This is a genomic window from Myxococcus sp. AB056 (assembly GCF_006547365.1).
GTDB lineage: Bacteria > Myxococcota > Myxococcia > Myxococcales > Myxococcaceae > Myxococcus > Myxococcus virescens.
This window is the reverse complement of the sequence record NZ_VHLB01000012.1, coordinates 108,853-123,527: the sequence shown is the minus strand read 5'-3', so window position 1 is coordinate 123,527 and position 14,675 is coordinate 108,853. Positions and strand designations below refer to the sequence as shown.

Genomic DNA, 14,675 nt, shown 5'->3' with positions numbered 1-14,675 from the left:
GCTCCGCATGGGGATAGGGAAGCAGGCCTCGTATGTCTGCGACCGCGGAGCTGCTCGATGCCGTCCGGGAGGAAGCGCGCCCGGACACCTGGTCTGCCGGCACGACGCTCGCTCGCGCGGGCGCCGTCTCGGTGCAGTCCGTGGATGAGGAAGAGGCCGTGCTGCGGGTGCGCGTGCCCAGCCGGCCCGTCCCCGTGAAGACGGTGCTCTACCTGGATGAGGCCATCTGGGAGTGCGACTGCCGCGGCCGGGTGGACCCCTGCGAGCACGTGGTCGCGGCGGCGCTGATTCTCCACCAGCATGCCACGGCGCGGCGTGCCCCCGCGCAGCGTCCGGCCGTCCCCGCCGCGCGCCCAGGTGCGAACACCGTCACCAGGCCCAGCGCACCCGCGGCTGGCGCGCCGAAGCCGGAGCGCATGGTGTACCGGTTCAAGCGCGTGGACGGCGGGCTCCAGTTGGAGCGGCTGGTGGTGCGTCCGGACAACACCGCGCGGCTGCTGGCACGCAGCCTGGCCTCGCTGCTCACCAATCCCGTGGAGGCCGCTCGCATCCAGACGCAGCCGTGCGACCTGCTCGCGGACAAGCTGCTGCTGAAGCCCACCCGGGGCGCGCTGCCACCCGAGCGGCTCAACGCGCTGCTGCGCGTCCTGGAGCCCGCGCGCACCGTGCTCTTCGACGGCGCCTTGGTGTCGGTGACGAGCGAGCCCCTCATGCCCCGCGTCACCGTGGAGGACCGCGGTGAGAACACGGTGCTCAAGGTGGAGAAGGACCCGCGCGTCACCGAGGTGGTGAGCCCCGGCCTCGCGCTGTGCAGCGGGACGCTCTGTCCCCTGGGGGAGCAGGGCCTCACGGGCGCGTGGCTGGAGAAGCTGCCGCAGGAGCGCGCCTTCGCGCCCCACCAGATGGGAGACCTGACGGGCAAGGTGCTGCCCGACATCGCGCGGCGCATGCCGGTGGATGTGCGAAGTCAACGGCTGCCGCCCATCGACCGCACGCTGAAGCCTCGCATCTCCCTGGAGCTGAACCAGCTCGACACCGGCCTCTCCGTGCTGCCGACGCTGGTGTATGGCTCGCCGCCGACCGTGCGCATCGACAGCGGACGCATGGTGTACCTGAAGGGCGCCGCGCCCGTGCGCGACGAGGCCGCCGAGCAGATGCTCATCCACCAGCTCCGCGACGAGCTGAACATGGCCCCCGGGCGGCGCGTCACGGTGCAGGGGAAGGAAGCCGTCCAGCTCGCCGACAAGCTGCGGCGCTGGCGCGGGGGCCTCACGGGGGATGGCGCGGCGGTGGTGACGAACCCGAACGTGCAACTGCGCCCGGTGCTCAAGGTGGACACGGGCGCCGTCACCGAGGGCGTGCCGCACGTGGGCTTCTCCTTCGACTTCCAGGTGGAGGGCGAGGACCGGGAGTCACCCCGCTCCGTGGATGCGGCGGCGGTCATGCGGGCCTGGGAAGAAGGGCTCGGGTTGGTGCCGTTGGAAGGTGGCGGCTGGGCGCCCCTGCCTGCGGAGTGGCTGAAGTCCCATGGCCAGCGCGTGGCGGACCTGCTGTCCGCGCGAGGCCGGGATGGCCGGCTCGCCAACCACGCCATTCCGCAGCTCACCGGCCTGTGTGAAGCGCTGGAGCACCCGTCCCCGCCGGGCCTGGAGCGGCTGGCGCCCCTGGTGAAGGGCTTCGAGAAGCTTCCCGAGCCGCAGCTGCCGGAAGACCTCACGGCGACGCTGCGCGCGTATCAGCTCCAGGGCGTGAGCTGGCTCACCTTCCTCCGGCAGGCGGGGCTGGGCGGCGTGCTCGCGGACGACATGGGTCTGGGCAAGACACTGCAGACCATCTGCACGCTGGGTCCGGGCACCCTGGTGGTGGCGCCCACGAGCGTGCTGCCCAACTGGGAGGCGGAGGTGAAGCGCTTCCGTCCCTCGCTGAAGGTCTCCGTGTACCACGGCCCCGGACGCGCGCTGGATGAGTCGGCCGACGTGACGCTGACGACGTATGCCTTGATGCGCCTGGACGCGGAGGTCCTGGGCGCGAAGCAGTGGAGCACCGTCGTGCTGGACGAGGCCCAGGCCATCAAGAATCCAGACAGCCAGGTGGCGCGAGCCGCGTATGGATTGCAGGCGGACTTCAAGCTGGCGCTGAGTGGCACGCCCATCGAGAACCGGCTGGAGGAGCTCTGGAGCCTGATGCACTTCACCAACCAGGGCCTGCTCGGCGGACGGAAGGACTTCGAGGAGCGCTGGGTGCGGCCGGTCGCGGACAACCACAAGGGCGCGGCGGAGCGGCTGCGGGCGCGCATCCGGCCCTTCATCCTGCGCAGGCTCAAGCGGGACGTGGCGCCGGAGCTGCCGCCCCGGACGGACGCCGTGCGCCACGTGACGCTCACGGAGCGCGAGCGCGCCGTCTACGACGCTGTCTACGCGGCGACGCGCGAGGAAGTCGTGTCGCAGCTCGAGGCGGGCGGCAGCGTGTTGAAGGCCTTGGAGGCCCTGCTGCGGCTGCGGCAGGCCGCGTGCCACCCTGCCCTCGTGCCGGGCCAGCAGGCGAAGACCTCGTCCAAGGTGCAGGCCCTGGTAGAGGCACTGGGCACGGCGGTGGAGGACGGGCACAAGGCGCTCGTCTTCTCACAGTGGACGTCGATGCTGGACCTCATCGAGCCCGCGCTCCAGGAAGCGGGCATCGGCTTCATCCGCCTGGATGGCAGCACGGCGAACCGAGGCGCGGTGGCAGCGTCCTTCCAGGACGCGAAGGGCCCACCGGTGATGTTGATTTCCCTCAAGGCGGGCGCGACGGGGCTCAACCTCACGGCGGCGGACCACGTCTTCCTCGTGGACCCGTGGTGGAACCCGTCCGTGGAAGCACAGGCCGCGGACCGCGCGCACCGCATCGGTCAGCAGCGGCCCGTCATGGTGTACCGGCTGGTGTCCCAGGGGACGGTCGAGGAGAAGATCCTCACGCTCCAGGCGAAAAAGCGGGAGCTGTTCGAGGCCGCGCTCGGCGGCGGCTCCGGAGCCACCGCGCTTACGCGTGCGGACCTGATGCAACTCCTCGAGTAGCCGCCGCAGCTCCCCGGATGCCGGCATCCATCGGGGGCGCGACCTTCTCCAACCGTGTCGGCAAGCCCGACACCGTTATCGCCCCCTCGTGTTCAACCGCCCGCGGGACGCATCGTGAAGGACACGGCCTCCGTGCCGAGCATGTACTCGTCACCGTCCGAGACCTGCTGCCGTGTGATTCGCTCGTTGTTGAACCAGGTTCCGTTCGAGGAGTTGAGGTCCTCGATGAAGACCTCGTCCCCCACCCGCGTCACGACGGCGTGCTCGCGCGAGACACGCTCCGACTTCACGACGAGGCCGCAACGGGGGCCCCGGCCAATCGTGAAGCGCTCCGTGGAGACGGCCACCGGCGCGCCTTGCGCCCACTGGACGAAGACCTCCAGCGGCGCGGGAGCCTTCACGATGTTGGTCGTCTCCGCCGACTGGTCCTCCAGAATCGTCGCGGCTTCGTCAGGTGGCCGGATCTTCGGCACAGGACGCGCCACCAGTGGACGTGCCGCAATCGGCGTCGCGACGGGTGCCTCCGCCTTGGCAGGCTCCGAGGGCTCATCCCCGATGCCCAGTGCCGCAAGCTCCGCGGCAATGTCGTCACTGGACACATCCCCCTTCACGCCGCTGCCCGCCGGTACCTCGGCCTCATCGTCCGACGCAGCTTCTTCGAACTCCGAGTTGTCTGAGTCTTCGGCGGACGCCTCGTCCGAGTCGTCCTCCGCGGCATCCTCATCGGACGCATCGTCTTCCGAGTCCTCATCCGACGAATCGTCGGAATCCTCATCGTCAGCGTCGTCAGACTCCTCGTCATCGGAGTCGTCGGAATCCTCATCGTCAGCGTCGTCAGACTCCTCGTCATCGGAGTCGTCGGAATCCTCATCGTCAGCGTCGTCTGATTGCGCGGCCAGCCCCTCCGACGGCTGCACGGATGCCTCGACCTCCGCGAGAATCTCCTGCATTCGCGCGAGCACCAGTTCAGTGGAATTCACCTGCGCCCCGGACAATGGCACCGAGGTGACGCCAGAAGGTTCCGTCGCGGGCTCCTCCGTCGCGTCGTCCGCCGAGAAGGCGCCCACGGCCGGGGCAGCCGGAGCCGCCGTATCCGCCCCCCCTGCCGCGGCAGACACCGACTCCTGCGCGCCGGCCCCAGGATTGACGGGCTGCTGCACAGCTACTGCCACCGATTCGGGGACCGGAGGCGCGACCACGCTCGACGCCGCCACGGGTGCAGCGGTCTGGACCACGGGCTCCGCAGCCGTCACGGGTGCAGCGGCCTGGACCACGGGCTCCGCAGCTGTCACGGCCCCACCGGCCACCTGCGCCTCCCCGCCCAGCGACACCACGGTGGGGGACACGTAGCCATTCTGGCGCGCGAGTTGGAACAGGGCCTGCGCCACCAGCGCATCCCGGTCCACGCCCATGTCGCGGCTCATCAATTCCAGCGCCCGCCACAGGGGCTCGGAGACTTCAATCGTCTGACGAATCCGCTTCATGACTACCCCCTCAGATTGGCCTGCCACGGAGACACGTGGTTCGCGTCGGTCAGCCAGAAGAACATCGCCTGCGTCTCCGCGTACTGCTCTTCGGCAATCCCCGCCAGATTGGGATGCAGCTCCTGGAGGGCAACCCCTTCGAAATCGAACGTTGGCAGGTCCGGGTCGATGCGGCCACGGGCTCGCCGGTTGCGGCACTGCCACAGCCGCTGCGTGGCCTGTCCCGCCGCCTGACCGAAGTCGGCCGGAGGCGTCAGCGCATCCGGCATCCGAATCGAATCCTCCCCGCACGCCCACAAGAGCCAGGTCAGCGCGCTCCAGTCCCCACGGGCCGCACGGGACAAGGCCGGAATCCCCATCCCCTTCGTGGACAGCGTCTCGTCGACATCCACCGAGTCACCATCCGCGTCCTCGACCTCCGTCTGCTCCAGCTCGACGGGCCCGTCCGGCAGCAGGGACGACACATCGGGCGGCAGCCAGGGCACGTTCGTGCCGGGCTTGAAGCGGGAGAGAATCTCCGCGCGCAGCAACTGGAGTCGAGTGGCGTACTTGCGGACCACGGCCTGCACCGCGTCCAGCGCCTTCGTGGGCCCGTCGGGGACCTCATCGAACGTGCAGTGCGCGGGCTCACGTCCCGGCCAGAATTCGAAGCGCGGAAACAGCACCCGCCCGTAAGCCGAGAGGAACTGCCACGAATCCGGCTCCGACGGCGCCAGCGCCTCCGCGTCCTTCTGCATCTGCTCGCCCAGCCCCAGGTTCGCCAGGATGAGGCTCCGGGTGAACAGGTACGCCGAGCGCTCCGGTGCGAGCAGCATCGCGGCCAGGATGAAGTCCAACGCCGCCCGGGGCCGGTCCTGCTGGTCGTGAAGCACCGCGAAGCCCCGAAGCAACATCGCGGCCTCCGCGCCACGCATCATCGCATCCGCCAACGCCGCCCGCTCATGGCCCGCGCTGTTCATCACGCCTTCGGCATTCTCGCGAGCACTCGCCTCCGTTCGAGGCAGGGTGAGCGACTCCAGCCATGCCTTCAGCGGGCCCGCATCCAGCGACACGGCGCTCGCCCGCGCCATGGCCAGCAGCGCCTCCCGGTATCGCCGGTCCGCCCGAGCCTGCTCGGCGAACGCACGCCATTCCGCGGCGCTCCTCGGAAGGTTCGAGAACACCTCCGAGGCATCCAACGCCTCGTGGTCCTGGACAACGCCCAGGTCCCGGGTGACGACGGCGTTGCCGTCCGCATCCAGCAGCTTCCACGTGCCGCACGCGAAGTCGTCCTCCATCTCCCCTTCGTCGAACCGCACCCGAGGGTCCGCGTACTCGTCCACGGCGCGGGAGTAATAGCGGCCATGCCGGCTGCCTTCGTGGAATTCGCTCTCCCAGAGGAGCTGTCCCTCCCGGTCCCAGAATCGGCACAGCCCGTGCCGCTCGGCCTTCGCGTTGAGCGACACGGACGCCCACTGGTCCTGGTCCTCTCGGTACTCAGCCTTCTCGGGGAGGTTCGCGGGCCGTGTGGGGTACGGCTCTCCGGTGGAGGGCACCACGCGTTCACCGGCGCCGTTGTAGTGCAGCACCTGCGTCACGCGGCCGTTCGCGTAGACCATCACCGTGCGGCGGACCTTCTCGCTGACGCCGTTCTCATGCATCCGCTCGGTGGTGAATTGGTCGGACGCGTACCAGGTGCGCGGGCCGTGCAGGTGGCCCTGCTCGAACGCGCCATCCTGGGACACCTCCCCGCTCTCATGGAAGCGCTTGAAGGGGCCGTGTGGCTTGCCGTGGACGAAGATGCACTCGTTGCAAAGGGTTCCATCGGCGCGCCAGTACTTCCAGGGGCCGTGCTTCTCCCCCTCCTCGTCGGTGTCGCCGAAGCACCACTCCTCGTCTCCGGCGTCCCATTCCGCGTGGGGCGGAATGCCAGGCGGTGGCGTCCCCTCCTCCGTCAGCTTGCGGTTCGCCGCCCGCTGCTGCTCGACGGCCAGGTCCACGGAGTCCAGCTTGCTCAGCCAGGCCGCGAACGCCGAGGCCGACATCGCGCCCGAGGCGCGCCGGACCTCGACGCCGTCCTTGAAGGCCACCAGCGTGGGAATGGAGCGAATCTCCATCCGGCCGGAGACCTCTTCCTGCGCCTCCGTATCGAGCTTGCCGAAGGTGATGTTCGGGAATTCCTTCGCGGCGGCCTCGAAGGTCGGCGCGAAGGCGCGGCAGGGACCACACCACTCCGCCCAGAAGTCCACCACGCACACCCCGGCCTCCTGGGTGACGCGCTCGAAGTTCTCCTGGGTCAACTCAACGGTCTGTCCTGCCACGGCGACTCCCTCGCGAGATGCGTGGGACGATAGAAATGAGCGAGGGCCCTCACGTCAACGGTGCAGTTCACGAACGGCATACGCGACGCTCGAACACCGCCAAGCTCGGGAATCCACACGCGAATCCCGTCTCAGAAAGCGAAAAAGCCCAAACCTTGAGAAGAACGTGCCCGCGAACTCCGGCGTGAGCCGCCCGAAGCGCGGGACACCGCCAGTAGACCACCTGGAAGAGGTCACCACGACCCCGGGTGAATCAGCCCCGCGAAACTCCTGAAACAATTACAATACCGGTAGGTCGCTGAGCGAAGGGCCTTCCGCGAATTCAACGGCGGCTGCATCCGTCATCGGGCGGATCGCCGCCAACGTTCTTCATCAGGCTCGGGTATACACGTTGCGTCATGAGTCGCTCATCCTTGGTTGGAACAGTGCTGGGGCAGAAGTATCGACTGCGCCAGCGGATTGGCGTGGGGGGGATGGGCACCGTCTACGAGGCGGAGCAACTGGACGTAGGGCGAACCGTGGCCGTCAAGGTGCTCCGGCAGCACCTCCTCGGCGAGCCGGCCGTGCACGCACGCTTCCGCCGCGAGGCCCAGGCCACCGCGGGCGTGAAGCATCCGAACATCGTCGAGGTGATGGACTTTCACGACGCACCCGATGAACCGCCGTTCCTGGTGATGGAGTTGCTGAAGGGCCAGACGCTGAAGTCGCTGCTGAAGAAGGAAGGCCCCCTGCCCGTGGGACGCGCGGCGGCCATTGCCCATCAGTTGGCGACCGCGCTGGTGGCGGCGCATCACGCCGGCGTCGTCCACCGCGACATCAAGCCCGACAACATCTTCCTGGTCGACTCGGGGACCGAAGCCCTCCACGTGAAGCTGCTGGACTTCGGTGTCGCGCGACTCATGCATGAAGACGACGCCACGGCGCTGGGCACGGAGTCTGGTGCCTGGGTCGGCACGCCGTCGTACATGGCCCCGGAGCAAATCCGCTGCCGCCCTGTCGACGGACGCGCGGACATCTACTCGCTGGGCGCCTGCCTGTACCAGATGGTGACGGGACAGCGGCCCATCGACGTGGCGGACAACGTGGCCCTGCTCTCCGCCGTCATGCACCAGGTGCCTGCTCCGCTCAGCGGCGTGCGCACGGACGTGCCGGACGGTTTCTCCCAGGTGGTGGCGCGCACGCTGGAGAAGGACCCGGCCACGCGCTACGCGGACGCCCACGAGCTGGCCCAGGCGCTCGAGCCCTGGATTCACGCCGCCTCCGTGGCGGCCCGTTCGGCCCCTCAGCCTGAAGTCGCAAGCGCCGCGTCCCCGGAGCCCGCGAACACAGCACCGGTGCCCTCAACGCCTGTCGCGGTGGAACACGCCGCCACGCCGCACACGAGCTCCGGCCCGCAGCCCGTCCTCGTCGCGGCGGAACACGTCCCCCCGCCGCGCACGCGCTCCCGCCTGCAGACCCTCCTCATGGTCGCCAGCGCGCTGGCAGTGGGCCTCGCCGCAACGGGAGGGCTCGTCTTGACGGCCTCTGGGATGACGCCCACGGAGGAGCCCGCCCGCCTCCGAGTCATCGAGCTGCCCCGCCTGACGGAGAACGGCACCGCCGCGCCCGCGCCCCGCGGGTACACGGACGGCTGGGTCGCCGAGTCCATTGAAGGGCGCCTGCCCGCGCTCGATAGCTGCTACGCGCGGAACGGCGAGGACGCCGCATGCCGTCAGGACACCTACGCCGTGGTCTACTCCCCCGAGGGCATCGTCCTCGGAGCACGCATGCACCCGCCCCAGCTCATCCCGCTCGCCCAGTGCATCAACAAGGCGCTCCGGGGGCTCTCCCTGGGCAAGCCACGCGAAGCCATCGCCGGCGCCGCCACGGTCACGCTCAGGCGGGAGTAATCCCTCTCAAGGGAATCAGAACCACAACTCCTCGACCTCTCCCGGCGTGAAGCCCGGCTCCTGGAAGTAGACGCGCCCCTGTGAATTGAGCGCCTTGTGAAGGAACTCCGTCAGCGAGGCGGCGACGCACACGCCGGTCCGCGACTGAGCGCTTTCCACCCAGTAGAGCGGGAGCTTCCCAGGCTGCTGTGAGTTGAAACGGTAGGCCAGGAAGCCGTGTTCGCCCACGTCACAGAAGCGCGTCCAGCCGTGCGGGTAGCCGCTGGATTGCGAATCAGCCTGATGGGTCTTGTTCCAGCGCGTCCCGTCGTGGAACTCCAGCGCTCCCGACGGCCGGATGCGGTACACGGCCGCATCCCCCTGGCCGAAGAGCGACGCGCCGTCGCATGCGGCGTAGAACTGGCTGATGTCCGCCGGGATTCCACCGTCGCCCCACAGGTCGCGCCACTTGCTGTGACGCGCCTCCGAGAGTGCCTCGGCCATGCAGTGCTCATCCTTGATGCGCCGGAGCATCGCATCCAGCCCCAGGTCCTCGTGGACCACCCAGCCCGGCACCGGCCGCAGCGCCAGCGTCTCCGCGGACTGGAGCGTCCCCATGAAGCCCGCCGTCAGGGCCATCCGTGCCTTCACCATCCCTGAATCGGTGGCCACCGCGAGCAGGAGCGACACCCGGGACAGCCCGGTGGGCAATCTGTCACTGGACAGGGTTTCGCCCTTCTCCGTGGCGTCGGGCTTGCCCAGCGCCTGGGCCTCCAGCATCGGATTGGGAAAGTCATATTCGCCCGTCAATTGATTGCGAAGGAAGGGGAACAGCTTGCCAATCCAGCCATTGAAGGTATCGTTGCCATAGGCGTGGTGCAGCTTGTAGATGGATTGCCAGAACTTGCGATCCTCCCGTCCCTCGGAAGCTCGGATGAACTGGTCGCACAGCGGCAGCAGGTGCCGGGCCCAGGTTTCCATGCCATACCGAGGAAGCTGTCCGACCTTGTCCCGCAGCTTGCGCCAGTCCTCCGGTGAGCCTTCGAGTGTGATGGTGGGAATGCCGCAGATGCACATCACCACGTAGTCGAAGTACTCCCGCATCGCATCCATCAGCACGATTTGACTGACCACGCGCTCCACCGGCCCCGTCGTGGAGAAATCGCACACCATCAGGTCGTGCAGCGCGGGCGAGTGCCCTTGAATCATCCCGGAGAAGTCGTCCACGACGCCGGGCCAGAAATCATCCGATGCGAGGTCCGTCTGGGACGCGTCGCGTGTCACCACCAACTGCTTGCGCCCCTGGTGACGTACCAGGTCGAATCGCAGCGCCTCCGCGTTGCGGGTGATGTGCAGGGCCAACCCCTGGGCGATGGTGATCCAGAGGATGTCCGGAGACAGCACCAATGGGCGGTGCCCGCTGAAGGCCAGATGCACCGCCGAGAGCAGTGGATGGGTCGCCTCGGGACGCACGAACCGCGCCTCACGATGGGAGGCCCCGAGCACCTTGGCGTCCAACCGCCCACTCAGGGCTTCGGTGAGTCCGACCTCTTCCAAGGGCAGGACGGCGGGCTTCACGGCATCGACGGCGAACGTCACGCGATGGGGCATGCACGCATTACATCGCGCGTGCTCGGATGACGGCAAGGGTTCCATCGAGCGTGAAGGCAGACAGCGCTCCGGCTGGAAACCTCCAGCGGCGCGCGGAGATTGGCACCCGCACCACAACGGGGCGCGGCAACGACAGACCGATGCGCTACTGTCTCGCAGCCGTGGCATCTGCGACACCGCGTCCATCAACTGAGGGGTTCATGCTCTGTTCAAGAAGGTTGTCCCACTCCATCCTGCTGCTACTTCCGCTGCTGCTGGCCCTGACCCAGACGGCCTGCGGTGGCGACACGCCCGAGCCCCGCCAGGATGCAGGCATCCAGACGCCCGACGCAGGCAGGGACGACGCGGGGACGGGCGACGCGGGCACCGATGACGCGGGTACGGACGACGCGGGCACCGAGCCGGACGACGCGGGCACCGATGACGCAGGCACGACCGACGCGGGCACGGAGCCAGACGACGCGGGCACGGACGACGCGGGCACGGACGATGCGGGCACGGAGCCGAACGACGCGGGCACCGATGACGCGGGGACGGACGACGCGGGCACCGATGACGCGGGCACCGATGACGCGGGTACGGGCGACGCGGGCACGGGGGAGGAGGATGGAGGCTCGGGCCCGACGGACGGGGGCACCGGAGACGGGGGCACGGAGGCACCGGAGTGCCCGTTCGGGCCGCCGGATGGCGGTGTCTCGAACCCGGGCGACCCGACCGTCGTCCAGGACCCGACCGCAGACATCCTGGACCGGCTGCGGGCCATTCCCGGCCTCACCGTCGCGGAGAACCCCAACGGCGTCACGGTTCCCGCGGGTCACCGCTTCTTTGTCATGGAGTACGACCAGCCCGCCGACCACGCACGCCCCGAGTGCCAGCGATTCAAGCAGCGATTGGTCCTGCTGCACCGTTCGGTCACGGCGCCCATGGTCTTCTACGCGACCGGCTACTACGTGTCCCTGACCGCGGGCCGTCGCGAGCTGACGACGTTGCTGGCCGCGAATCAGCTCTCCATCGAGCACCGCTTCTTCCTGCCCAGCCGTCCGGAGCCCGCTGACTGGAGCCAGCTCACCATCAAGCAGTCGGCGGACGACTTCCACCGGGTCGCCCAGGCCATCAAGCAAATCTATTCCGCGTCCTGGGTGTCCACGGGCGTCAGCAAGGGCGGAGAGACCATGGTGTTCTACCGCCGGTTCCACCCGGAGGACGTGGACGCGACGGTGGCCTATGTGGCGCCGCTCGTGCGCGGCGAAGATGAGCGTTTCCCCGCCTTCCAAACCACCGTGGGAGGCCCGGAGCTGGAGTGGTGCCGCGAGCAAATCCACACCTTCCAGCGCGCCGTGCTGAACCGCCGCCAGGAGATGGTGGCGCTGCTGCGCGCCTATGCCGTGAACCAGGGCCTCACCTACAACCAGCTTGGCTTCGAGCGGGCCCTGGAGCACGCCGTCATCGAGACGTACTTCGCCTTCTGGCAGTACTCCAACCCCCAGTACTGCGACGCGTTCCCGGATGACACGGCGTCGCCTGAGTACATGCTGGACATCATTGACTGGGCAGTGGGCCTTGAAGCGTTCTCCGACAACAGCAGCTCCGGCATTGCCGCGTACTACCCCTACTACTACCAGGCGAGTGTGGAGCTGGGCTGGCCCAAGCCCTACGAGGCGCACCTGGGCAGCCTCATCCAGTACCCCGGAACGAACATCGCGCCGGTGTACTCGACGCCCGGCGTGCCGGTCGTGTTCCGGCCCCAGGCCATGCAGGACATCGAGGACTGGCTCGTGACGCATGGCGAGCGGGTGATGTTCATCTATGGCGACCTGGACCCGTGGACTGCGGCGGCGTTCCCGCTCGGCAACGCCCAGGACTCCTTCGTATTCACGGCTCCGGGCGGCAACCACGGAAGTGCCATCAACTGGCTTCCCACCACCCTTCGGGACCAGGCCCAGGACATCGTGCGGCGCTGGGCAGGCGTCCCGTCACTGAAGCACGCCCCGGTGCCGCTCCCGGAGGCCGACACCGTCGAGTTCGGCCCGCACCTGCCGCCCCGACGGCTGCAACCGCCCCCGGCCCCGTAGCCCGCCGCGAACGCCGCTCACTGGAGAAGCCGTTCCGGTGAGCGGCTGAATCCATCCAAGCCACCCACGGCCGCGGCGCCGTATCGAGCCGTATCGCGGGTACGCTTCCACGGAGCGCCGTCCAGCTTCCCGGCCCGTCACGCTCGGCGCCCTCGTGCCCTGAGCGTGACACCGGCCCGGCGCTGACGTGTCATCCCTCCCACTGACGTGTCAGCGCCGCGCGATACACGGCAGCTCGCTCGCCAAACATCGAAAATCACATACGTTTGAGCAGAAACAACCGTGGCACATGTCGTGCTCAAGCCACGGATCGATGCTGCTCCACAAGCACCTCACCCCCGAGCTGAAGTCCCGGCTCGAACGGCTCACGACACGCAATGGCTGGACGCTCCGGAAGACCATCCAGAGTGGTCTGGACCACGGAGACTCCCAGATGGGTGTCTACGCGGGTGACAGCGAGTCCTACGCGCTCTTCTCCCCGCTGCTGCATCCCATCATCCGGGACCATTCGGGCCATGACCTGAGCGAACACACGAGTGACTTCTCACTCGACGGGCTGCCCCAGGACGACCTGGACCCCACGGGCGAGTTCATCCTCTCCACGCGGGTCCGCGTCGGACGGAACCTGGCCCGGTATGCCTTTCCTCCGGCCATTGGCGCCAGGGACAGGGCCGCGCTGGAAGCAGAGGTCGTCCAGGTCCTCTCCGGCCTGAGGGGTCACCTCGCGGGCGAATACCATCCCCTGGCCAGCCTCTCCGAGGCAGAGCGGCGGGAGCTGGTGCACCACCACGTCCTGTTCCAGCAATCGGACCGCTTCCTGGACAGCGCGGGCGTCAACCGCGACTGGCCGCGCAACCGCGGCATCTTCCACTCCGCGGACATGCGCTTCATCGTCTGGGTCGGGGAGGAAGACGCCCTGCGCATCATCAGCATGCAGCCCGGCTCGGGGCTGGCGCAGACCTACCTACGGCTCCAGACGGCGCTCGAGCAGCTCGACGGGCAGCTCGACTTCGCCCAGGACTCACGGCTGGGCTTCCTCACCGCGTGCCCCACCAACCTGGGCACCGCCATGCGAGCCTCCGTCCTCATCCGCCTGCCCCACCTGTCACGCCGGCCGGACTTCCGCGCGCGGTGTGCCCGCTTGGGGCTCGCGGTGCGGGGCCTGCACGGCGAACACTCCGAAGCCCGGGACGGCATCCACGACGTCTCCAATGCCACCCGTCTGGGCGTCACCGAGCGGGACATCTACGAACAGCTTCGGACGGGCATCCACGCGCTCATGGAGATGGAATCCGCGGCACGAAAGCGTGGACACCCGAAGGCGGCGCCCGGGAACTGAAAGCCCCCGGAGCGCCTCGCATCGCGCTCAGGACTTGGGAATCCAGCCATCCACGAGCGCCTGGTTCTTCTTCACCCACTCCCGGGTGGCCTTCTCCGGCGCGTCCTCGGCCTCGGCGATGGCGCCCATCAGGCTGCCGAGCTGCTGGTCATCCAGCTTGAAGTTGCGCAGCAACGTCGCGACGTCGGGCAGGTCCTTCTCCAGGCCCACGCGGGTGAGCGTGTGGATGGACTCCTTGGCGCCAAAGACGCCCTTCGGGTCGTCCAGGAACTTCAGGTCCCAGCGCGCGAACTTCCAGTGCGGCTTCCAACCGGTGACCACCACGGGGCGCTTCTTGGCGATGGCGTCCTTGAGCTCCGCGGTCATCGCCGGGCCGCTGGAGGGCACCAGCTTCAGGTCCAGCTTGTACTCAGCGATGGCCTTCTCCGTCGTCGTCATGATGCCCGCGCCAGAGTCGATGCCCACGATGGACTGGTTCAGGTCCTTCGCCTTGCCGTTGAGCTGCTCGATGCTGGTGATGTCCAGGTCCGCCGGGACGACCAGGCCAATCCGGGCGTCCTCGTAGTTGGTGCCCAGGTCCACCACCTTGCCCTGAAAGCGCTCCATGTAGCTCTGGTGGGTGACGGGCAGCCAGCCATCCAGGAAGGCATCCGCGTCGCCGTTGGCGAGCGAGGCGAACACCGGGGCGACGTCCGCCATGGTGGTCTTCACCTCGTAGCCCATTCGGTCCTCCAGGATGGCCTGGACCAGATGCGTCATGGCCACGCCTTCGGCCCAGTTCACGTACACCAACCGGACCACGGGCTTCTTCGCGGGGGCGGGCGCCTCGGTGTCACCCGCGGCGGGCGCCTTGTTCTCCTGCTTGCATCCGGGGGCGACGAGCAGCCCCGCCACGGCCGTGAGCAGCAGGGGCAGACGATTGAGAGAGGAAATGTTCACGGGACGGGT

At 68.5% G+C, this 14,675-nt stretch carries 8 protein-coding genes; 4 read left to right on the top strand and 4 right to left on the bottom strand.

Annotation, left to right across the window (positions count from 1 at the left end):
• Positions 1 to 32 precede the first annotated feature (32 nt).
• Complete coding sequence (locus FMP39_RS08335) at positions 33 to 3,053, top strand: DEAD/DEAH box helicase (protein ID WP_141589425.1); 3,021 nt, start codon at positions 33 to 35, stop codon at positions 3,051 to 3,053.
• 92 nt (positions 3,054 to 3,145) lie between these two features.
• Here FMP39_RS08335 and FMP39_RS08330 read toward each other — a convergent pair whose 3' ends face one another.
• Both FMP39_RS08330 and trxA read right to left on the bottom strand, forming a co-directional pair.
• Positions 3,146 to 4,537, bottom strand: a complete 1,392-nt coding sequence (locus FMP39_RS08330) for an FHA domain-containing protein (protein ID WP_141589424.1) — start codon at positions 4,535 to 4,537, stop codon at positions 3,146 to 3,148.
• Positions 4,538 to 4,539: 2 nt separating this feature from the next.
• Positions 4,540 to 6,837, bottom strand: a complete 2,298-nt coding sequence (gene trxA / locus FMP39_RS08325; protein WP_141589423.1) for a thioredoxin — start codon at positions 6,835 to 6,837, stop codon at positions 4,540 to 4,542.
• Between the two features lie 398 nt (positions 6,838 to 7,235).
• Between trxA and FMP39_RS08320 the strand changes: the two genes are divergently transcribed.
• The gene (locus FMP39_RS08320; RefSeq protein ID WP_141589422.1) at positions 7,236 to 8,726 is read left to right on the top strand and encodes a serine/threonine-protein kinase; all 1,491 of its coding nucleotides are present in this window, start codon (positions 7,236 to 7,238) and stop codon (positions 8,724 to 8,726) included.
• Positions 8,727 to 8,741: 15 nt separating this feature from the next.
• On the opposite strand, the gene FMP39_RS08315 is transcribed toward FMP39_RS08320, so the two are convergent.
• Positions 8,742 to 10,316 (bottom strand): DUF4419 domain-containing protein, encoded by a 1,575-nt coding sequence (locus FMP39_RS08315; RefSeq protein WP_141589421.1) that lies wholly within the window; start codon positions 10,314 to 10,316, stop codon positions 8,742 to 8,744.
• A 140-nt stretch (positions 10,317 to 10,456) separates the two neighbouring features.
• Here FMP39_RS08315 and FMP39_RS08310 point away from each other — a divergent pair, with 140 nt between their 5' ends.
• A complete protein-coding gene (locus FMP39_RS08310) occupies positions 10,457 to 12,388 on the top strand; it encodes a S28 family serine protease (RefSeq protein WP_141589444.1) in 1,932 nt (643 codons plus the stop codon).
• Positions 12,389 to 12,701: 313 nt separating this feature from the next.
• Complete coding sequence (locus FMP39_RS08305) at positions 12,702 to 13,727, top strand: phosphagen kinase (RefSeq protein ID WP_141589420.1); 1,026 nt, start codon at positions 12,702 to 12,704, stop codon at positions 13,725 to 13,727.
• Between the two features lie 27 nt (positions 13,728 to 13,754).
• On the opposite strand, the gene FMP39_RS08300 is transcribed toward FMP39_RS08305, so the two are convergent.
• Positions 13,755 to 14,666, bottom strand: a complete 912-nt coding sequence (locus FMP39_RS08300) for a glycine betaine ABC transporter substrate-binding protein (RefSeq protein WP_228557797.1) — start codon at positions 14,664 to 14,666, stop codon at positions 13,755 to 13,757.
• Positions 14,667 to 14,675 lie beyond the last annotated feature (9 nt).

What these genes read in the sequence shown, in the direction of transcription:
- FMP39_RS08315 (WP_141589421.1), bottom strand. Translation starts at nt 10,316, where the DNA reads ATGCCCCATCGCGTGACGTTCGCCGTCGATGCCGTGAAGCCCGCCGTC.
- FMP39_RS08320 (WP_141589422.1), top strand. Translation starts at nt 7,236, where the DNA reads ATGAGTCGCTCATCCTTGGTTGGAACAGTGCTGGGGCAGAAGTATCGA.
- FMP39_RS08335 (WP_141589425.1), top strand. Translation starts at nt 33, where the DNA reads ATGTCTGCGACCGCGGAGCTGCTCGATGCCGTCCGGGAGGAAGCGCGC.
- FMP39_RS08305 (WP_141589420.1), top strand. Translation starts at nt 12,702, where the DNA reads ATGCTGCTCCACAAGCACCTCACCCCCGAGCTGAAGTCCCGGCTCGAA.
- FMP39_RS08310 (WP_141589444.1), top strand. Translation starts at nt 10,457, where the DNA reads ATGCGCTACTGTCTCGCAGCCGTGGCATCTGCGACACCGCGTCCATCA.
- FMP39_RS08330 (WP_141589424.1), bottom strand. Translation starts at nt 4,537, where the DNA reads ATGAAGCGGATTCGTCAGACGATTGAAGTCTCCGAGCCCCTGTGGCGG.